At 61.0% G+C, this 19,316-nt stretch carries 24 protein-coding genes; 18 read left to right on the forward strand and 6 right to left on the reverse strand.

What is annotated here, in order from left to right:
* Positions 1-56: 56 nt before the first annotated feature.
* The 5 genes from Q1B16_RS19840 (at position 57) to rpsA (ending at position 4,695) form a co-directional block, all read left to right on the forward strand.
* On the forward strand, positions 57-800 hold the full coding sequence (locus tag Q1B16_RS19840) for a dienelactone hydrolase family protein (protein WP_299793280.1): 744 nt from the start codon (positions 57-59) through the stop codon (positions 798-800).
* Entirely contained in the window at positions 797-1,339 is a 543-nt protein-coding gene (locus Q1B16_RS19845; RefSeq protein ID WP_299793283.1) for a histidine phosphatase family protein, read from the forward strand. The genes Q1B16_RS19840 and Q1B16_RS19845 overlap by 4 nt, the downstream gene beginning before the upstream one ends.
* A gap of 70 nt (positions 1,340-1,409) precedes the next feature.
* Positions 1,410-2,126 carry a tRNA (guanine(46)-N(7))-methyltransferase TrmB gene (locus tag Q1B16_RS19850; RefSeq protein ID WP_299793286.1) on the forward strand — a complete coding sequence of 239 codons (717 nt, stop codon included), beginning with the start codon at positions 1,410-1,412 and terminating at the stop codon, positions 2,124-2,126.
* Positions 2,123-2,740, forward strand: a complete 618-nt coding sequence (locus Q1B16_RS19855) for a d(CMP) kinase (protein WP_299793289.1) — start codon at positions 2,123-2,125, stop codon at positions 2,738-2,740. Before Q1B16_RS19850 ends, Q1B16_RS19855 begins: the two co-directional genes overlap by 4 nt.
* A 242-nt stretch (positions 2,741-2,982) precedes the next feature.
* Complete coding sequence (gene rpsA, locus Q1B16_RS19860; RefSeq protein WP_299793292.1) at positions 2,983-4,695, forward strand: 30S ribosomal protein S1; 1,713 nt, start codon at positions 2,983-2,985, stop codon at positions 4,693-4,695.
* Positions 4,696-4,872: 177 nt separating this feature from the next.
* Here rpsA and Q1B16_RS19865 read toward each other — a convergent pair whose 3' ends face one another.
* From Q1B16_RS19865 to Q1B16_RS19875, 3 genes are all read right to left on the reverse strand, one after another.
* On the reverse strand, positions 4,873-5,712 hold the full coding sequence (locus Q1B16_RS19865) for a 3-keto-5-aminohexanoate cleavage protein (RefSeq protein ID WP_299793295.1): 840 nt from the start codon (positions 5,710-5,712) through the stop codon (positions 4,873-4,875).
* 69 nt (positions 5,713-5,781) lie between these two features.
* Positions 5,782-6,624, reverse strand: coding sequence for a sugar phosphate isomerase/epimerase (locus Q1B16_RS19870; RefSeq protein WP_299793298.1), 843 nt, complete (start codon positions 6,622-6,624; stop codon positions 5,782-5,784).
* Positions 6,621-7,604 carry a fatty acid desaturase gene (locus Q1B16_RS19875; RefSeq protein ID WP_299793301.1) on the reverse strand — a complete coding sequence of 328 codons (984 nt, stop codon included), beginning with the start codon at positions 7,602-7,604 and terminating at the stop codon, positions 6,621-6,623. Before Q1B16_RS19875 ends, Q1B16_RS19870 begins: the two co-directional genes overlap by 4 nt.
* A gap of 224 nt (positions 7,605-7,828) precedes the next feature.
* On the opposite strand from Q1B16_RS19875, the gene Q1B16_RS19880 reads away from it, so the two are divergent.
* The 12 genes from Q1B16_RS19880 to Q1B16_RS19935 all read left to right on the forward strand — a co-directional run bounded on the left by Q1B16_RS19880 (position 7,829) and on the right by Q1B16_RS19935 (position 15,638).
* A complete protein-coding gene (locus Q1B16_RS19880) occupies positions 7,829-8,959 on the forward strand; it encodes a lytic murein transglycosylase (RefSeq protein WP_299793304.1) in 1,131 nt (376 codons plus the stop codon).
* Positions 8,960-8,963: 4 nt separating this feature from the next.
* Positions 8,964-9,413, forward strand: a complete 450-nt coding sequence (locus Q1B16_RS19885; RefSeq protein ID WP_299793307.1) for a hypothetical protein — start codon at positions 8,964-8,966, stop codon at positions 9,411-9,413.
* Positions 9,414-9,595: 182 nt separating this feature from the next.
* Positions 9,596-10,411, forward strand: a complete 816-nt coding sequence (locus tag Q1B16_RS19890; RefSeq protein ID WP_299793310.1) for an urease accessory protein UreD — start codon at positions 9,596-9,598, stop codon at positions 10,409-10,411.
* 3 nt (positions 10,412-10,414) lie between these two features.
* Positions 10,415-10,717 carry an urease subunit gamma gene (locus Q1B16_RS19895; protein WP_299793313.1) on the forward strand — a complete coding sequence of 101 codons (303 nt, stop codon included), beginning with the start codon at positions 10,415-10,417 and terminating at the stop codon, positions 10,715-10,717.
* A 41-nt stretch (positions 10,718-10,758) separates the two neighbouring features.
* On the forward strand, positions 10,759-10,938 hold the full coding sequence (locus Q1B16_RS19900) for a hypothetical protein (RefSeq protein WP_299793316.1): 180 nt from the start codon (positions 10,759-10,761) through the stop codon (positions 10,936-10,938).
* Positions 10,935-11,240 (forward strand): urease subunit beta, encoded by a 306-nt coding sequence (locus tag Q1B16_RS19905; RefSeq protein ID WP_299793319.1) that lies wholly within the window; start codon positions 10,935-10,937, stop codon positions 11,238-11,240. Before Q1B16_RS19900 ends, Q1B16_RS19905 begins: the two co-directional genes overlap by 4 nt.
* The gene (locus Q1B16_RS19910; protein ID WP_299793322.1) at positions 11,240-11,554 is read left to right on the forward strand and encodes an antifreeze protein; all 315 of its coding nucleotides are present in this window, start codon (positions 11,240-11,242) and stop codon (positions 11,552-11,554) included. The genes Q1B16_RS19905 and Q1B16_RS19910 overlap by 1 nt, the downstream gene beginning before the upstream one ends.
* A 1-nt stretch (position 11,555) precedes the next feature.
* Positions 11,556-13,316, forward strand: coding sequence for an urease subunit alpha (gene ureC, locus Q1B16_RS19915; protein ID WP_299793325.1), 1,761 nt, complete (start codon positions 11,556-11,558; stop codon positions 13,314-13,316).
* 95 nt (positions 13,317-13,411) lie between these two features.
* A complete protein-coding gene (locus Q1B16_RS19920) occupies positions 13,412-13,852 on the forward strand; it encodes an urease accessory protein UreE (RefSeq protein ID WP_299793328.1) in 441 nt (146 codons plus the stop codon).
* A complete protein-coding gene (locus Q1B16_RS19925; protein ID WP_299793331.1) occupies positions 13,824-14,474 on the forward strand; it encodes an urease accessory UreF family protein in 651 nt (216 codons plus the stop codon). The genes Q1B16_RS19920 and Q1B16_RS19925 overlap by 29 nt, the downstream gene beginning before the upstream one ends.
* The gene (gene ureG, locus Q1B16_RS19930; protein ID WP_299793334.1) at positions 14,471-15,082 is read left to right on the forward strand and encodes an urease accessory protein UreG; all 612 of its coding nucleotides are present in this window, start codon (positions 14,471-14,473) and stop codon (positions 15,080-15,082) included. Before Q1B16_RS19925 ends, ureG begins: the two co-directional genes overlap by 4 nt.
* 133 nt (positions 15,083-15,215) lie before the next feature.
* Positions 15,216-15,638: an NUDIX domain-containing protein gene (locus Q1B16_RS19935; protein ID WP_299793337.1), complete on the forward strand. Its 423-nt coding sequence runs from the start codon at positions 15,216-15,218 to the stop codon at positions 15,636-15,638.
* Positions 15,639-15,642: 4 nt separating this feature from the next.
* Here Q1B16_RS19935 and Q1B16_RS19940 read toward each other — a convergent pair whose 3' ends face one another.
* On the reverse strand, positions 15,643-16,830 hold the full coding sequence (locus Q1B16_RS19940; protein ID WP_366140175.1) for a cytochrome c peroxidase: 1,188 nt from the start codon (positions 16,828-16,830) through the stop codon (positions 15,643-15,645).
* 108 nt (positions 16,831-16,938) lie between these two features.
* On the opposite strand from Q1B16_RS19940, the gene Q1B16_RS19945 reads away from it, so the two are divergent.
* The gene (locus Q1B16_RS19945) at positions 16,939-17,415 is read left to right on the forward strand and encodes a tetratricopeptide repeat protein (protein WP_299793340.1); all 477 of its coding nucleotides are present in this window, start codon (positions 16,939-16,941) and stop codon (positions 17,413-17,415) included.
* A gap of 95 nt (positions 17,416-17,510) precedes the next feature.
* On the opposite strand, the gene Q1B16_RS19950 is transcribed toward Q1B16_RS19945, so the two are convergent.
* Positions 17,511-17,999: a HEPN domain-containing protein gene (locus Q1B16_RS19950; RefSeq protein ID WP_299793343.1), complete on the reverse strand. Its 489-nt coding sequence runs from the start codon at positions 17,997-17,999 to the stop codon at positions 17,511-17,513.
* A 30-nt stretch (positions 18,000-18,029) separates the two neighbouring features.
* Positions 18,030-19,094 carry a DUF262 domain-containing protein gene (locus Q1B16_RS19955; RefSeq protein ID WP_299793346.1) on the reverse strand — a complete coding sequence of 355 codons (1,065 nt, stop codon included), beginning with the start codon at positions 19,092-19,094 and terminating at the stop codon, positions 18,030-18,032.
* Positions 19,095-19,316 lie beyond the last annotated feature (222 nt).

Raw genomic sequence — 19,316 nt, forward strand, 5'->3', positions numbered from 1 at the left:
CCTTTTGGCCGGACGCGCTATGGTTTTCCCTATCAACGACGCGAGAGGAGAAAGCCATGCTCAGAACCAGCCTTGCCGTTTTGGCGCTGACCGCAACCGCCGCTCAGGCCGAGATTTCGGCGGATTACCACCGGTACACCATCGGTGATCGAGAGTACGAAGGGTACGTCGCGACCAACACCGCGATCGAGCCGAAGGGCACCGTTCTGATCGTGCACGACTGGGACGGCATGACCGAATACGAAGAGCGCCGGGCCGAGATGCTGGCGGCGCTGGGCTATACGGCCTTTGCCATCGACGTCTACGGCGCCGACGAAGACCCGCAGAGCGTTGACGAATATCGCGCGCTTTCTGGCGCGATGTACGGTGATCGCGAAGAATTCCGCATGCGTTTGATGGGCGCGATCGAAGAGGCGGCCAACATCGCGGGCGCGACCGACAGCCATGTGATGATGGGCTACTGTTTCGGCGGTGCCGCGGTTCTCGAGGCAGCGCGCGCTGGTGCAGAGCTTGACGGCTTCGTCAGCTTCCACGGCGGCCTGGGCACGCCGGACGGGCAGGACTATTCCGCCGCAAGCGCGCCGATCATGCTGTTCCACGGCTCTGCCGACCCGGTGTCCGGCATGTCCGAACTGGCATCGCTGCTCGATCAGCTTCAAGCTGCGGGTGTGACCCACGGTGCCGAGGTGTTCGGCGGCGCACGGCATAGCTTCACCGTTTACGGATCGAGTGACTACGATCTTGTCGCCGATCAGGGCAGTTGGGAGGGACTGCAAGAGTTCCTCGACGAACGGCTATGATCCGGCGACTAGTCCTGATCCTCGGCCTGCTGTGGCCGGGGATGGTCATGGCGAATGATTGGGACGCGCTGGACACCCCCGGCGCGTTTGCCATCATGCGCCACGCGCTCGCGCCGGGTACTGGCGATCCGGCCGGGTTCGACGTGAACGACTGTGCGACGCAGCGCAATCTCGATGCTCGCGGGCGGGCGCAGGCCACGAGGATCGGAGAGGCCTTCGCAGAACGCGGACACAGCTTCGATGTCGTTCTCACGAGCCAATGGTGCCGTTGTCGGGATACGGCCATGCTTCTGAACCTTGGCCCGGTTGAGGAGGTCTCCGCGTTCAATTCCTTCTTTCAGGACTTTTCCACCCGCGACCGTCAGACTGCCGCTGCGCTCACCCTGCTGGAGGACAGGTCTGACCGCCCCTTCATCGTGACCCATCAGGTCAATATCAGCGCTTTGACAGGGCAATTCACCCGTTCCGGCGAAGTCCTGATCGTGCGGCACGCGGGGGATCGGCTTGACGTGCTGGGCTCGATCCGGATCGACCCCTGACGCTTCGTTGGGTCCGAAAAACGCGAACCCTCCGTTGCGGGGGGACGCTGCAATCGGTAAACCGCGCGCCATGACACAGACCAAACATCCTTCCGGCGCCCCGTGGCGCAATTTCTACGGCCGTTTCAAAGGCAAGACCCTGCGGCCAAGCCAGAAGGATTATCTCGAAAGCGATCTCGACGCGCTCAGCCCCGGACCGGTGTCGTGGGAAGATAACCCCGAGCGGACACCGCTTGATCTTGGGTCGGTGCTCGACGGCAAACCGGTCTGGCTCGAAATCGGGTTCGGCGGAGGCGAACACCTCGTCCATCAGGCGCAGACCTACCCGGATGTCGGCATCATTGGGTGCGAGCCGTTCATCAACGGTGTGGCCATGCTGCTGGGCAAGATCCGCGAGTCCGGTGTCACCAACCTGAGGGTGTTCCCCGGCGACGCGCGGGATATGTTCGACGTCTTGCCCGAAGGATCGGTGGAAAAAGCGTTCCTGCTTTACCCCGATCCCTGGCCGAAGAAACGCCACCACCGCCGTCGGTTCGTGACGCAGGAACATCTCGAACCGCTTTACGCGGTGCTGGCACCGGGGGCCGAATTCCGTGTGGCGACCGACATTCCCGACTACGTGCGCCAGACACTGATCGAAGTGCCCAAGGCCGGGTTCGAATGGCTCGCTGAGGGGCCGGGTGATTGGCGGCACCCTTGGGATGACTGGTATTCGACCCGGTACGAGATGAAGGCGCTGAGGGAAAAACGGATGCCGCATTACATGACCTTCCGGAAACCCGCATGATGTCCCCGTTCACCATCGCGATTGACGGGCCCGCCGCAGCCGGCAAAGGCACGATCAGCAAGGCGGTCGCTGCGCATTTCGATCTGGCGCATCTGGACACAGGTTTGCTGTATCGGGCCGTTGGCGCGCGGATGTTGCAGGGGGAAGACCCGATTGCTGCCGCACAAACTTTGGCGGCGGGTGATCTGGAAAACCCCGATCTGCGCACCGCCGATGTGGCACAGGCGGCGTCGAAGGTGGCGGTGATCCCCGAAGTGCGCGCGTCGTTGCTCGATTTCCAGCGTGCCTTCGCACGGCGGTCGGGCGGTGCGGTTCTGGACGGGCGGGATATCGGCACCGTGATCTGCCCGCAGGCCGAAGTGAAGCTGTTTGTCACCGCCAGCCCCGAGGTGCGGGCGACGCGGCGTCTGGCCGAGCTGTCCGACAATGGCTTCAAGACCGATTTCGAGACCGTGCTGGCAGATGTGAAAGCCCGCGACGACCGCGACATGAACCGCGCCGATGCGCCGCTGCGCCCGGCCGAGGATGCGGTGATCATCGACACGTCCGATCTGGATGTCGAAGCCGCCATCGCGGCGGCGGTCGCCGCTGTCGACGCCCGGCGTCGCGCCTGAACCCGGAATCGCACGCGCGACCTTGCCGATATCGTGTCAGCGCGCGTCCCGGTCTTGCGCTGTGGGATACGCTCTGCTATGGCCCGCGCGTCGCTATAAGGCAAACAACGCCGCGAGACGAAGATCGAGCAGGGGTCGGCAACCACCGGCCCTCTTTGTTTTGTGGACGCCTTGACCAATCCCGTTCGCCGCAAGTGCGGACATCACCCCAGACCGGCGGAGACAACCGCGCGGCCAGAAAAATGATACGTAAAGGAAACAGACGCCACATGGCTCAGAACGCATCTATGGAAGAATTCGAGGCACTGCTGAACGAAAGCCTCGAAATGGACACACCGGACGAAGGGTCCGTTGTCAAAGGCAAGGTCATCGCAATCGAAGCGGGCCAGGCCATCATCGACGTCGGCTACAAGATGGAAGGCCGCGTTGATCTCAAGGAATTTGCAAACCCCGGCGAAGCGCCCGACATTTCCGTTGGCGACGAAGTCGAGGTATTTCTGCGCTCCGCAGAAAACGCGCGCGGCGAAGCGGTCATCTCCCGCGAAATGGCGCGCCGTGAAGAAGCATGGGATCGCCTTGAAAAGGCCTATGCCGACGACGCCCGCGTCGAAGGCGCGATCTTCGGCCGTGTCAAAGGCGGCTTCACTGTCGATCTCGGCGGTGCCGTGGCCTTCCTGCCCGGCTCCCAGGTCGATGTACGTCCCGTGCGCGATGCAGGCCCACTCATGGGTCTCAAGCAGCCGTTCCAGATTCTCAAGATGGACCGTCGCCGTGGCAACATCGTTGTCTCGCGTCGCGCGATCCTCGAAGAGAGCCGCGCCGAACAGCGTGCCGAAGTCATTGGCAACCTCACCGAAGGTCAGGCGGTTGATGGCGTGGTCAAGAACATCACCGAATACGGTGCGTTCGTGGACCTTGGTGGCGTAGACGGCTTGCTGCACGTGACCGACATGGCATGGCGCCGTGTGAACCACCCGTCCGAGATTCTTTCGATTGGCGAGACGGTCAAGGTTCAGGTCATCAAGATCAACAAGGAAACGCACCGCATCAGCCTCGGCATGAAGCAGCTTCAGGAAGATCCGTGGGATCTGGTCGCTGCCAAGTACCCGCTCGAATCCGTGCACACGGGTCGCGTGACCAACATCACCGATTACGGCGCATTTGTTGAGCTGGAGCCGGGCGTCGAAGGTCTGGTCCACGTCTCCGAAATGAGCTGGACCAAGAAGAACGTGCACCCGGGCAAGATCGTGTCCACTTCGCAAGAGGTCGAGGTCATGGTTCTCGAAATCGATCAGGCCAAGCGTCGCGTGTCTCTGGGTCTCAAGCAGACCATGCGCAACCCGTGGGAAGTCTTTGCGGAAACGCATCCCGAGGGCACCGAGGTCGAAGGCGAAGTCAAGAACATCACCGAATTCGGTCTGTTCGTCGGCCTCGAAGGCGACATCGACGGCATGGTTCACCTGTCGGACCTCAGCTGGGACGAGCGTGGCGAAGACGCGATCCAGAACTACCGCAAGGGCGACATGGTTCAGGCCGTTGTCACCGAAGTGGATGTCGAGAAAGAGCGCATCTCGCTGTCGGTCAAGGCACTCGGCGGTGACAAGTTCGCCGAAGCCGTTGGCGGCACGAAGCGTGGTTCGATCATCACCGTTCAGGTCACGGCCATCGAAGATGGCGGGATCGAAGTGGAATACGAGGGCATGAAGTCCTTTATCCGCCGCTCCGATCTCAGCCGTGACCGCGCCGAACAGCGCCCCGAGCGCTTCTCGGTTGGTGATAAGGTCGATGTGCGCGTGACCAACGTGGACAGCAAGACCCGCCGTCTGGGCCTGTCGATCAAGGCACGCGAAATCGCGGAAGAAAAGGAAGCGGTGCAGCAGTACGGCTCCTCCGATTCCGGCGCGTCGCTGGGCGACATCCTTGGCGCAGCGCTCAAGACGGGCGACGACGACTGATCTTTCGGTCCGTTATGACGTTGGAAACCCCCGTATCCTAGGATGCGGGGGTTTTCTTTTTTGCTGCCTTGGGGCGGTGCCGCGATGCGTCAACGCATCGCATGTTTTCGTTAACGAAAACAGGCCGACCACTTTCGGTGGCTTGCTCCTAGAAAACCCGCAAAGCCTAGGGCGCGGTCACGCAGCGGCGCTGCGCAGCCCAAGAATGTCGCGCGCCTGCTGCCATGAGGCGACCGGGCGTTCGTGCTTTTCGCAAAGGTCAACGGTTCGTTTGACCAAGGCGGCATTTGATGGCGCGAGCGTGTTGCGGTCCAGACGGATATTGTCCTCGAGACCCGTCCGCGCGTGACCGCCCGCCGCGATGGCCCACTCGTTCAGCGTGATCTGCTTCGCCCCGATCCCGGCGGCGCACCAGGGCGCGTCATCGCCGAAGAGCCGCTTGACCGTGTGAACGTAGAAGTCGAACACCTCGCGATCCACCGGCATCGCGTTCTTCACGCCCATGACGAATTGGACATACGGCGTGTCTTTGATCTCGCCGGCCTCGAACATCGCGGCGGCGCGGAAGATATGCGACAGGTCGAAGGCTTCGACTTCGGGTTTGATGTCGTAGGTGATCATCTCAGAGGCCAGCCATGCCACCAGTTCAGGCGGATTTTCGTAGACCCGGGTCGGAAAATTGTTCGACCCCACGGCGAGCGACGCCATGTCTGGACGCAGCGGCAGCATCCCTCCGCGCGCCTGACCAGCACCGGATCGGCCCCCGGTCGAAAACTGGATGATCATGCCGGGGCAATGCGCCTCGACCCCTTCCTTGAGCAGCGCGAAACGGTCTGGATCGGATGTGGTCGTTCCATCATCGTTGCGCACATGGGCATGCAGGATACTGGCACCCGCTTCGAAGGCTTCGTGAGTGCTTTCGACCTGCTCGGAAATCGTGACCGGGACGGCTGGATTGTCGGCCTTGGTCGGAACCGAGCCGGTGATGGCGACGCAGATGATGCAAGGGGTGGTCATGGCGATCCCGTTTGTTCGTAAATCAGGCAAAGGGCAGTTTCGCAGGAAACCGGACCGAGTCAAACCGGATCACCCGTCTCCGCCGAGCTCGTTCCAGATCTCGTGGACCCAGCCCTTGATGACCTGTGCTTCCTCCCAGCGGTTGGACATTTCGCGCCCCTGCGCGTCGGTCATGGCGTATTCCGGTGGACCCAGTTCGCAGACGAAAATGCAGTCTCCCGATGCGTTGCGGTCGCGCCAATCGGCCAGACCTTCGCGCCACCAGCCCTTGAACAGATCCACCCATTTCCGGTTCTGGGGGAAGTCGAGTTGCAGCTGGATCTGCTGACGGCTTGCAACGCGGCCCTGAAAGCTGTCCGAGCGTTTGAGAATACGGCTGATCAGGGCAAGGTCATGCTCCGACATCGGAAACCAGAATTCGCGATCCACCACGTAATGCGAGAGATCGGCGCAGATGCGCATATCCGGGATGCGGTCGAGCAGTTGCAACGTGACGTAGAGATCGTTGGTGATGCAGTTGCGATGGGTCTCGAACTGGATCGGCATGCCGATGCGGTCCGACATCGCCAGCCACGTTTCGATCACCGGCACCATGTCATCGAGCGCAATGGGCATCACCTGACCAATCAAATCCACGAAGGGCGCGCCGAAATCGGTCGCCATGTGCAGCGTGTCTTCAAGGCTTTCGATGGTCTTGGGGAAGGCCACGATGAGCGGCGTCAGCCCGTTGGCCTCCATATGCGGGCGCACGGCGTGGGCAACCGCGACGTCCGATGCGCCAAGGTCGATGGCCATGCCGTCGAACCCGGCTTCGGCGACCATCTCGCAGACTTGATCGTAGGGCAGTTTCACACCGCTCTGGTCATGCGGCTGCATCGCCCAGAGCGAGGTGTAGACCTGAAGCCGCCTCACTCGGCCGGCACGCGGCGGGTGCGGCCGCCCGTCGTGGGCACGATCCAGACCTCGTTTATCGGGTACTGGCTTTCATCCTTGGCCATCAATTTGCGGATCACCTCGATCTGGAACTCGATCCAGCCCATGCGATGCACCTCGCCCGCCTTGTCTTCGATCCTGTCGTTCAGCTCGCGCAGCTTCCAGAACGGCACGGCGGGGAATGTATGATGCGCGGTGTGATACGGCATTTGCCAGCAGAGCCAGCGGAAGATCGCGTTGGTGCGCGTGGAGCGCGTGTTTTCCAAAATGTCGTTTTCGTGGCTCAGACCCAGATGTTCGATCGTGTTCTGCAACTGGTGCACCGGTTTGGTGAGCACCATCGGGATCAGCCAGAATGTCAGCGCGGCCCAGCTTCCTGTGACCACCGATACCACGGCAATCAGCGCATACAGCCCGAGATGAATCCGGCTTTCGCGGATCACCTTGGCCTCTTCCTCGGGCCGGATGAACGGCTCCACAATCACGCCACGGGCGCGGCGAACGACACCGAACACCCGGTTGCGCCAGTAGGTGATGCCCGACAGCCAAAGCAGGTAGGTGGTCAGCGTGTAGGGCTCGCGTACCAACTCACCGTCGCGTTCCCAATCCTGCGTGTACTGATGATGCGCGAAATGCATGATCTGGTCATAGTCGCGCGGAAAAACCTGGATGAACCCGATGATGCGGCCGAACACCTCGTTCAGCTTGCGCGTTCTGAATACAGTGGCATGGCTCAGCTCGTGCTGCGCGGCGTAGAGGAAGTTGAGCAGCACACCGAGCGCGAAACCCGTCACCCACACCCAGCCAGTGCCCATCGCCAAAGCGTGCAGGTATCCCACGATCAGGATGGCCCCCACATGGCTCGCCATCTGAAGCGCCCCATGCAGGTCAGAGCGTTCGGTCAGGCTGCGCAACTCGGTCGGTGTCAGCAATTTGCGGCGCGAGAAACTGGCGTCCATCGGTCCCTCCTTTGGCATCTCTTGCCCAGACTGGCCGCGAATGGGCAAAAAGGGAAGGGTTTGGTGCAGGGTGGACGGGCCCATCGGATCAAACTGCCTGAATTGCACGCATCCGCGCAAAGATCCGAATTTTTGCCTGAATCCCGAAATTTTGCCTGAATCATTGTGCGACAGGCCGGTTGGCCCCACAATGGCGAAAAACGCATCCAGAGGTGAGCAGACCGATGCAGATCAATCGACGTTTCTTTGGGCTGGGACTCATGGGTCTTGGCCTTGCCGCCTGTTCGCGTGGCGTGCCGGGCAGCGTGAGCACGAACACACCTGCGGGATTGCCGGACGACCTGCGGCCCGTTCCGAACGCTGCCTACGATGCCTGGGTCGCGTCGTTTCGCGGTAGGGCCGCCGCGCAGGGCATTTCGCAAAACACTTTGGAGGCCGCGTTTCGCGGCACTGGATATCTGCCCGGTGTCGTCACCCGCGACCGCAACCAGACCGAATTCAGCCGGACGCTCGAGGACTACCTTTCCATCGCGACCTCGGATGAGCGTGTGCAGAAGGGGCGTGCGGCCTTTGCCCGACATCGCGGGACATTAAATGCGTTGGAGGACCGATATGGTGTCGATGCGCGGATCATCACCGCGATCTGGGGGCTGGAGAGCTTTTACGGTGAACGGCGCGGCCAGGTGCCGGTGATCTCGGCGACCTCGACCCTTGCCTTTGACGGACGGCGGGGGCGGTTCTTCGAACAGCAGTTGATCGCGGCGCTCCGTATCCTTCAGAACGGCGATATTCCCGCATCGCAAATGACCGGAAGCTGGGCGGGGGCGATGGGACATACGCAGTTCATCCCCACCTCCTACCTGCAATTTGCGGTCGACTACACCGGCGACGGACGGCGCGATATCTGGTCGGATGATCCGTCCGACGCGCTGGCCTCGGCAGCGGCGTATCTTCAGCGCAATGGCTGGACGCGCGGGCTGGGATGGGGAAGCGAGTCGCCCAACGGGTCGCTGCAACCGCAACCGGGCGGGCCGCGGTTCGCCACGACAAGCAATTTCCGCGTGATCAAGCGCTACAACAATTCGGACGCCTACGCGATTGGCGTCGGACACTTGGCGGACAGGATCGGCGGCGCCGGGCCGCTGCGCGCCAGTTTTCCGCCCGATGCCAACGGGCTGACCAAGGCCGACCGGATTACCCTGCAACAACGCCTCTCCGCGCGCGGTTTCGACACGCAGGGCGCGGACGGCGTAATCGGATCGAACACCGAAGCCGCAATCCGCGCCTACCAGAGCAGTCGGGGCCTTCCGGTGACCGGCACACCTTCGCAGGCGCTTTTGCAAAGCCTGCGCTGATCCGGTGTTTCGGCTCTTCAAATGGCTGCGCAACACAGTTTTCCTGATGTGGCTGTGTGGCGCGCTGGCGGTCAGCACTGCGGTCCTTGGCCTTCAGGCGTTGACACTGTCGGCGCAGGTCGCCACGGCAACTGCCAGTGCGTCCGCCGCCGCGCTGAAGCATCGCAAGGACATGGCCAAGGCGGTGTCCAAAGCAAAGGCAAAGGCCCGCTTGCGACGGGTGTTGGTCGCGGTTCCCGTGGTTGGGGCAGGTGCCGCGGTGGCGTTTGAGGCCCAGGATTTCCGCGACTGGCAAACAGAGAACCCCGATGGCACCTTTGCGGACTACTCCTGCGAGGTGGCGGAACTCAGCGCCGAGGTGGTGGACGACGTTCTTCAGGACCTCCCCGAAGCCGTCCGCCCGTCGCGCGACATGGTGCTGAGACAGCTTCCCGACTGCGAACATCCTGCCTGATTTCCTGCGTTCGTAGATCGCCCAAGAAATATGCTGATAGGACAAAGCCGCCCATCTTTTGTGCGACACCTCGTGGCCAAGGCGGCTTTCCGCACCAATGACGATCAGTTTTGATGCGCGCTGGCGAAATGCGTTGGAAGTCGGACGCACCCGATATCTAGCGTTCGAACACAATGACCCGGATGACCCCTCTGACAACCTTGCCGCCGCGGTCTCATGGCAAGCTTTCCATTGCCGCCAAATCGCGCGGCGCGGGGGTGTCAGCCTTGGCCGATCTGCATCAGACGGGCTCGGCCAAGGTGCTGATGACACCGGCCCGTGATGCGGTCGAAGGTGTGATCCTGAACACCTCCGGCGGGCTGACCGGTGGCGATACCCTGTCCATCGCTGCCACGGCGCAAACCGGCGCGCGGCTGCGATTGACGACACAGGCGGCGGAGCGCGTTTACCGCACCGCCGATGACACCACCGCGCGGGTGCGCAACGTGATAACGGTCGAAAGCGGCGGCCGCGTGGATTGGTTGCCGCAGGAAACCATCCTGTTTCAAAACGGTGCGTTGCGGCGGTCGCTTGCAATCAGGATGGCCGCCGACGCCCGGGTATTGGTTGTCGAACCCGTGCTCTTCGGGCGCCTGGCGATGGGTGAGGTGGTCACGCAGGCCCGGCTCGCTGACAGTCTGACGCTCGAACGTGCGGGCCGCGTCGTGTTCCGTGATGCATCGACACTGACCGGCGATATCACCGCGACCCTCGACAAGCCCGCTGTGGGCAATGGCGCCCGCGCGATGGCGCTCGTCGTGTTCGCCGCCCCCGAGGCCGAGGCGCATCTCGACCCCGTTCGCGCGATGTTGCCGAAGACTGCGGGTGTGTCCCTGGTGCGCGACGGCGTGCTGGTGATGCGCGCCTTGGCGAAGGATGGATTTGACCTGCGACGCACCCTGATCCCCGTGCTTGATCGGCTGAGCGGGGACACCCTGCCACGATCCTGGAGACTTTGACCGATGAACCTGACCCCCCGTGAAAAAGACAAATTGCTGATCGCCATGGCCGCCGAAGTGGCCCGCAAGCGGTTGGACCGTGGCGTGAAGCTGAACCATCCGGAAGCGATTGCGCTGATCACCGACGCGGTGGTCGAAGGCGCGCGCGACGGACGTTCGGTGGCCGACATGATGCAAGCTGGCGCACAGGTCATCACCCGCGATCAATGCATGGAGGGCGTGCCCGAGATGATCCACGAAGTGCAGGTGGAAGCGACGTTCCCGGACGGCACCAAACTGGTGACGGTGCACAATCCGATCCGATGAGTTTGCATATCTGGAAAAAGAAAAAGTGAAAGGGTTTTGAGATGAAAAACGGTCTGGCTTTGGCGGTTGTTTCCTTGATTTGGGCGTCCTCGGCGATGGCGCATCCCGGCGCGCATGTGCACCCGCATGACGGCGCGCATTGGTTGGTTCTGGTCAGCGCACTGGGCGTGATCGCCGTCGCGGGCGGTCTGGCCATGGGCAAAATTCGGAGACGAAAATGATCCCCGGAGAGCTTTTTCTGGCGGAAGGCACTCTGACGCTCAACCCCGATCGACCCGCGATCACGCTGATGGTCGCCAATACCGGCGACCGTCCGGTGCAGGTGGGCAGCCATTACCATTTCGCCGAGACCAATCCCGCACTCGATTTTGACCGGGATGCGGCACGCGGGCACCGGCTCGATATCGCGCCGGGCACGGCGGTGCGGTTCGAACCGGGTCAGCGCCGCGAAGTGCAGGTGATCCCTCTGAGCGGCGACCGCCGGGTGATCGGGTTCAACCAACAGGTGATGGGAGAACTGTGATGGTCCGGATCGTGACACCGATGGATTACTGGGCAAACGCAATGCAGGTCGGGTTCGTTCTGGCCGAGGCGCAGGGGGTGATCGCGATGCGTCTCATGGGACTGGCCGGGTTCTGGTCTGTGCCCAAAACCGAGAACAAGCGCATGCTGAACGAAAAGGTTTTTGCCTTCGTCAAGGGCACCACGGATGCCTCTTTCGCAGCGGCCGCCGGAAAAAGCCCCGATATCGTCGCCGCGCTTGCGATCAAACCGATCCGGCAGGCGACCCGCGCGAACCACAAGCGGCTGACCAAACGCGGACTGAAGAGGGGCTGATATGCCAGTTGAGATCAAACGCAGCGATTACGCTGCCATGTTCGGACCCACCGTGGGCGACCGGTTGCGGCTGGCCGACACGGATCTGATCATCGAGGTTGAGCGTGACCTGACCGCCGAAGCGGTCGGCGCCGCGAGCAGCGGCGGCTCTGGGGGCAATGCTCTGGTCTACGGAGAAGAGGTCAAATTCGGCGGCGGCAAGGTGATCCGCGACGGGATGGGGCAGTCGCAAGCGACGCGCGCCGAAGGTGCCGTGGATACCGTTATCACCAACGCGCTGATCGTGGATTATACCGGCATCTACAAGGCCGATGTCGGGCTCAAGGACGGGCGCATCCACAAGATCGGTAAGGCGGGCAACCCCGACACGCAGCCGGGTGTCGACATCATCGTTGGTCCGGGCACAGAGGCGATTGCGGGCGAGGGGCGCATCCTGACCGCGGGGGGCTTTGACAGTCACATCCATTTCATCTGCCCGCAACAGATCGACGACGCGCTGCATTCCGGTCTCACCACCATGCTGGGCGGCGGCACGGGCCCCGCACATGGGACGCTGGCCACGACCTGCACGCCGGGGCCGTGGCATATCGGGCGGATGTTGCAGGCGGCGGATGCCTTCCCGATGAACCTTGCCTTTGCGGGCAAGGGCAACGCGTCTCTACCTGCTGCGCTGGAAGAACAGGTGAAGGCGGGGGCCTGCGCGTTGAAGCTGCACGAGGACTGGGGCACCACGCCCGCCGCCATCGACTGCTGTCTGAGTGTCGCGGATGCGATGGACGTACAGGTGATGATCCATACCGACACGCTCAATGAGTCCGGCTTCGTGGAACATACCGTGAAGGCTATGAAGGGCCGCACCATCCACGCCTTCCACACCGAAGGGGCAGGCGGCGGGCACGCGCCGGACATCATCAAGATCTGCGGCGAAGAGCATGTGCTGCCGTCCTCCACCAACCCGACGCGCCCCTTCACGGTGAACACGCTGGAAGAGCATCTGGACATGCTCATGGTCTGTCATCATCTCGACAAATCCATCCCCGAGGACATCGCCTTTGCCGAAAGCCGCATCCGGCGCGAGACGATCGCGGCGGAGGACATCCTGCACGACATGGGGGCCTTCAGCATCATCGCGTCCGACAGCCAGGCGATGGGTCGTGTGGGCGAGGTGATCATCCGCACTTGGCAGACCGCCGACAAGATGCGCAAGCAGCGCGGACGCCTGCCCGAGGAAACCGGCGATAACGACAACATGCGCGTGCGCCGGTATATCGCGAAATACACGATCAACCCCGCGATTGCGCATGGCATCAGCCAGCACATCGGCAGCATCGAGGAAGGCAAGCGTGCCGATCTGTGCCTCTGGCATCCCGCGTTCTTCGGCGTGAAGCCCGAGATGGTGCTTCTGGGCGGCACCATCGTTTGTGCGCAGATGGGCGATCCGAACGCGTCGATCCCGACGCCGCAGCCTGTCTACACCCGCCCGATGTGGGGCGCGTATGGGCGCAGCGTCGAGCATTCCGCGGTTGTTTTCGTGTCCGAGGCGGCGCAGGCCGACGGTATCGGAGATAAGCTGGGCATCGCGAAGAAAACACTGGCCGTGCAGAACACGCGCGGGATCGGGAAATCCGATCTCAAGCTGAACACGGCCACGCCCAAGGTCGAGGTGAATCCCGAAACCTACGAGGTGCGTGCCGATGGAGAACTTCTTGTCTGCGAACCCGCCGAGGTGGTGCCGATGGCGCAGCGGTATTTCCTGTTTTGACGGGTGCCCGTCCAGGCCATTCACGTCGCAACGCGACGCGACGTAACGCGCCCGCCCGGTCGGTCGCGTCACATCGCTAACTTGAGAAGGCGGATATGCTCACAGTCTCTACCTACCACACCCACACCCACGGCACACCAAGTGACCGTATCTCGCTCAGCTATGAAGCGCGGTTTCTGCGGCGACGTGTTCTGACCACGGATGGCGGTCTGGCGTTCCTGCTCGACCTTGAACAGACCACCTCGCTCGATCACGGCGGTGCGCTCATCCTCGAAGACGGGCGCGAGATCCAAGTGGTCGCCGCCCCCGAACCTCTGCTGGAGATCACCGGCGACAACCTCGTGCGCCTTGCCTGGCACATCGGCAACCGCCACACGCCCTGTCAGGTCGAGCCCACCCGCCTGCTGATCCAGCCCGACCACGTGATCCGCGACATGCTGGGCAAGCTGGGCGCGACGGTGACGGAACGCGTCGAACCCTTTACCCCGGAAGGAGGCGCCTACGGTCATGGACGGACCCATTCGCACGCCCACTGATCCGATCCTGACGCTGGCGCAATGGCTGTCGCCGGGCTTCCCCATCGGGGCCTTTGCCTATTCCAGCGGGCTTGAGCAGGCGATCGCCGACAAGGTGGTCATACCCGCCACGGTCGAGGATTGGCTGTCGGACATGCTCTGCCATGGCAATGGCCTGGCCGACGCCATCCTGATCCGCGCGGCAGCCGACGCATCCGATCCGTCAGAGATCGACGAGGTTGCCCGCGCCTTTTGCCCAAGCCGCGAACGTCTTCTGGAACTTGATGCTCAAGGCACGGCCTTCTGTGACCAGCTGCGCGCCAATTGGGGGATCGACGTCTTAAACCTCACCTATCCCGTCGCGCTTGGCGTCGGCATCAAACATCTCGACTTGCCGCTGACCATGGCGGTGCAGATGTATCTTCACGCCTGGGTCAGTGCCGTGGTCGCCGCCTGCCAACGCCTGATGGCGCTGGGTCAGACCGAGGCACAGCGCATCGTCGCGGCGCTCGCTCCGCTCTGCTCCGAGATCGCGATCCAGTCCGAGGCGATGTCTCTTGACGACATGACCAGCCAAAGCTTCGCTGCCGACATCGCCGCGATGCGTCACGAAACCCTCAGCCCAAGGATTTTCCGCACATGAGCACCCGCAATGGACCCCTTCGCGTTGGTATTGGTGGCCCCGTCGGCGCCGGGAAAACCTCGCTCACCGCAGCGCTGGCGAAGCGCCTCAAAGACACCCATTCCGTCGGTGTTATCACCAACGACATCTACACGCAGGAAGATGCCGAGGCGCTGATGCGCATGCAGATCCTGCCGCAGGACCGGGTGATCGGCGTGGAAACCGGCGGTTGCCCGCACACGGCGATCCGCGAGGATGCCTCGATCAACCTGGCCGCTGTGGCCGAGATGGTCCGCCGTCACCCCGAGGTCGAGGTGGTGCTGATCGAAAGCGGCGGGGACAACTTGTCGGCCACGTTCAGCCCGGAACTGGCGGACGTGACGCTCTACGTGATCGACGTGGCCGCAGGCGAGGAGATCCCGCGCAAGGGCGGGCCTGCGCTGACACGATCGGACATTCTGGTGATCAACAAGACCGACCTCGCGCCGCATGTCGGCGCCTCGCTCGAGGTGATGGACCGCGACGCCACCAAGATGCGCGAAGGTCGGCCCTTCGTCTTCGCCGCAGTGCGTCATGACAAGGGTGTCGACGATGTTCTGGGGCATCTGAAACGGATTTCCGGGCTCTGACCGTGGGGTCTCACTCGTGCTTCATTTGCGAAAGGTTCATCTTTTGTGTATGTTGTGGGCGAGGCAGACATAACAACAAGAAATTGCGCGCACACCCATGGCGGAACTCGGAAAACAAATTGCGGCGCTGCCCATGCGCTGGAAAAAGGACGGAACCTTTCAGGTTCTGATGGTCACGTCACGCGAAACCAAGCGGTGGATCATGCCGAAAGGCTGGACCATGAACGGGAAAAAACCCTGGGTCGCGGCAGAAATCGAGGCCTTGGAAGAGGCGGGCGCGGTTGGCTATATCGGCAAGGACGTGCTGGGAATCTATACTTACAAGAAGAAGCTGGACGACGGCTCATCGCTGAAATGCGAAGTCGATGTGTATCCGATGGTTGTCGAAAATCTCAAGCGCAACTGGAAAGAACGCGACGAGCGCAAGCGCAAATGGTTCTCGGCCAAGGGCGCGGCCAAACGGGTCAGCGAACCGGAGCTTGCAAAACTTCTGCGCAGCCTCATGAAGAAACCGGCGAAGCAGCCGGTGATCCGCGAATTCCTCAAAGCGTCCTGAGAGCTCAATCCACCGGCAATCCGCTGGGCACGCTCTTCGGTCGGCCAAGCGGGCGCATAAGCGCTGTCTCCCCGGTCAGGCTTTCGAGAAAGGCCACGATGTCGTCCACCTGCGCCTCCGACAGAGGCACGGGTCGCACGTCCAGAAACGCGGCCTGACGCTCCATTTCGAGCGTATCGGTCTGGATCACGAAATCGATCTCCTGCACCCACGGAACCTCCGGCAACGCGGCTTTCTCCGGTGTCCAATCGGCCCGCATCCTCAACGGGTCAGCCATGTGGTGCACCATGTCCCGCAGGTTCGCATAGGCGCCGTTATGGCCGTAAGGCGCCGTCAGCGCGACGTTGCGCAAAGAGGGCGTGCGGAAGCGGTACGCGTCTTCCAGATCGTCGGTCGCGCCCATGCGCCCGACATCGCGCGGGATCGGGTCCCAGATGCGGGTCCGGCCGGGGCCGAAGGCGGGCAAGGCCATCGCGTGAAATTCCTGGTCGGACAGCAACGGACCGTTATGGCACTGCACGCAGCGCGCCTCGCCAAAGAACAACTGCCGCCCGCGCTCTGCCGCCTCGGGCAGGGGGGTGCCATCCGTCAGGAACGCGTCATAGGGGCTGTCGTAGTTTGTCCACTCAGTGCCGATGAAGGCCGCCAACGCGTTGCCGATCTCGACGATGGTCACGTCCTCGGGACGCTCGATATGATCGAAGGCGGCAACGAACATCTCGCCATAGTCCGAAATTGTCCGCACCCGCTTGGCGATGATCGGCCAGGCTCTGTCGATCCGGTCCTTCACTGCCCCCGCGATCTCGTTCTCGCCGACATTCCCGGCCATTTCGAATTGCGATGTCATCGGAAAGAGCGCCTGCGCCGCGAGGATCGTCTCCAACCCCTGCGGCAGCCATTCCTCGGCGGGGCTGTCATAGTCGTTGCCGTAGATATCCGACATCTCCAGCCGCCCGTCGTGGAACAGCACCCGCACATCCTTGTGGCCGAGGTTCCAGAGCGCCGGTGCATTGCGCGGGATACGTTTGCGGATGCGGTCCGGGCCATCGCCGGGCGTGCGGTCGGCACCAAGCCCAGTCCCGCCTTCTCCGATGCCCAGTGACAGCCCGTCGCTGCCGCCCAGATCGTGATGGTGACACGTCCCGCACGAGATATTCCTGTTGCCGCTCAGGATCTTGTCGTAAAACAGCAATTGACCGATCCGGGCCTTATCCGCATCGAAGGCGATGAAATCCTCGGCCGTGATCGGTTGCGCCAGAGCAGGCGGGGCGGCCAGGAAAAGAGCGAAGAGCAGACCGAGATGAAATGGACCGGACGGATTGTGTCCTGCTGCCTGATGGCGGTTCCGGCTCTGGCCGATATCGAGGACGCACGCGATCTGATGGAAGAGGGGCGTTTCGAGGAAGCGCGCGACGCCCTTTGGCCCGCCGCGCGCTCGGGCAATGCCGAGGCCGAGGAGCTGATCGGCGTGATGTACGCCCTCGGGCTCGGCGTCGAACAGGACCACGTCCGCGCGTTCGACTGGTATCTGCGGTCCGCGATGAAGGGTCACGCGGGCGCGCAATCGGGTGTCGGCTGGTATTATGAAACCGGTCTCGGCCTGCCCGCCCCCGACCTTGTCCGCGCGTTCCTGTGGTATCAGCTTTCGACCATCGGCGGAGACCCCGACGCCGCAATCTCGGTCGAGGAGGTGATTAAGAAGATGACGCCGGAGCAAATAGACCATGCGCAACAGCTCGTGGATGACTACCGGGTCTGGCTCTACCCGTTTCGGTAAGTGTTGCGGATCGGGGTAGCAGGGGCAAGTGGCGGGAATGTGGCGGTGCAATTATCGCGAAAAATCCAAGTTGAAGACTGTATGGCCCAAACTTCCTAAGTATGTTCGGTAAATGACTTGTGAAACGACAAGATAACTATACTTGCAAGCCTGTGAGTGTTCATCGCTTCACTTATGGTTGTTTGCCTCAAGCCAGCGTGAGCAAAGTCGTGCCGCCAATCAAGTATCTGATCCAGTTGCTTGATTGGGTTTTTTCCGCTTAATTTGACTGCCATCTTCCTTCGGCGGTCCAAAACTTCGTCGAATCTATCACATAATGCTGTATCGAAAGTACTTGCATATCTTCTCAAGTCACGATGCGAAATCTTGCTGCTAAGTTTCTTATAGTTTCTTTCTGTAAATCCTTCGAATTCTCTTCCAAATCTTGCAGCGTAGGAAATCATCGTAGTCTTGACACAAGTTTCGTACATTGCAGCAATTGTTACTACGAGCATGCCCGCCAAATCGGCACGAAACTCGACTACTCCGCGTGACCCTGCGGGAACGAACTGATCCATTTCCTCGACAAGTTTATCGACCCGCAAGAAGTGTTCCTGTAGCTCGGCTGGAAGCATCTAGATCGTCTGTTTGGCGATTTCAATCCTGCGTTGTAGCACAACTGTGTCTGTTGTGCCGCCCGTAATGCGCTCTAAAAACTCGGGAACTTCCAAAAGTCGTTTATATCCATCGCGAAGGCGAGTTCCGTCTATGGTGTCGTCTTCAAGTAGGGTCACCATGACAGCTTCAAGGACAGCGGAATTTATTATTCCGCGCGGCCTAAACGGCTTCTCTAGGTTCTCACTAACCAATTCAGCCACCTTAGGGAACTTCTCTGCGAATTTTTCTGCTTCCGCGGAATCAAAATCACGGTTATCCTTCATGAATTTGTTCAGGTGGCTTAGCATTGGTTTTTCGTAGTCTTTCCAGCTATGAAACAGTGAAAAGAGTCGAAGCACCAACTCAACATCCTTTTGGTTTTTGTCGGGCTTCTTGAGTCCAAGAATTTTTTGCCATTCCGGCGTCTCATTCAATTTCCAGAGTTTGGAAACAATCTCACCCCTATAAACAGCGTTGCGAATTTCCTGCGGCTTCAGAAGTGTGCCTCCAGTATTAAGGCGTTCGAAGATGTGGAATACGCTATCTCCAGTGCCGGAAGGAGTAATCTGGCGGATATTGATCGCTCTAAGGGTTGAGTTTCGAACTTTCCTCTGGTAGCGTGGAGGGAGTTCTTCGAATGTTTTGCCGTTGAAGTCGGAACGTTCTGCTAAGCCTTTGAGTCGAAATACCTGCCGCTTGCCCTTATCATCAGCTTCACCAAAGTATCCTTCAATGAAATATTTGACCGACATTAAACGTTGTTGGCCATCTATTACCTCAAGTTCTCCCTGATCATTCTCGTAGAGAAACACCTGTGGAACGGGAAGGCCCATCAAGAATGATTCTATGAGTTTTGATGACTGTTCGATCTTCCAAACAAATTTGCGTTGGTAGAAAGGTATTATGATATCTCCACGCTGTATCTGGGAAGCCAATAACTCAAGTGATGGATCCGAAGGTGCGACCGAGATGTCAAATTCAACATAAGGCTCCTCGTCAATTTCTTCGACTGTTTCCAGTAGTTCTTCGTCAGCGATGCTCAAGTTGTACCTAACTCTTCGTTCCAGAGATTGCCTTGCTGAGTACCAAGCATGACTACTTTGGTAGCTCGTTGCAACAATCCTGAGTCATTTTTCGACATTCAGTTAGACAGTTATAGAGGACGTCGATGTAGGGTTGAACAGTCAACAGCGGGCGGAGCCCGCCGCGCATCGTCATGCTGGAAGCATGCCTCTGGCATGACGCGCCCCCACGCGGCGGCGATT

It is taken from the genome of uncultured Marivita sp. (assembly GCF_947488135.1).
Lineage (GTDB): Bacteria > Pseudomonadota > Alphaproteobacteria > Rhodobacterales > Rhodobacteraceae > Marivita.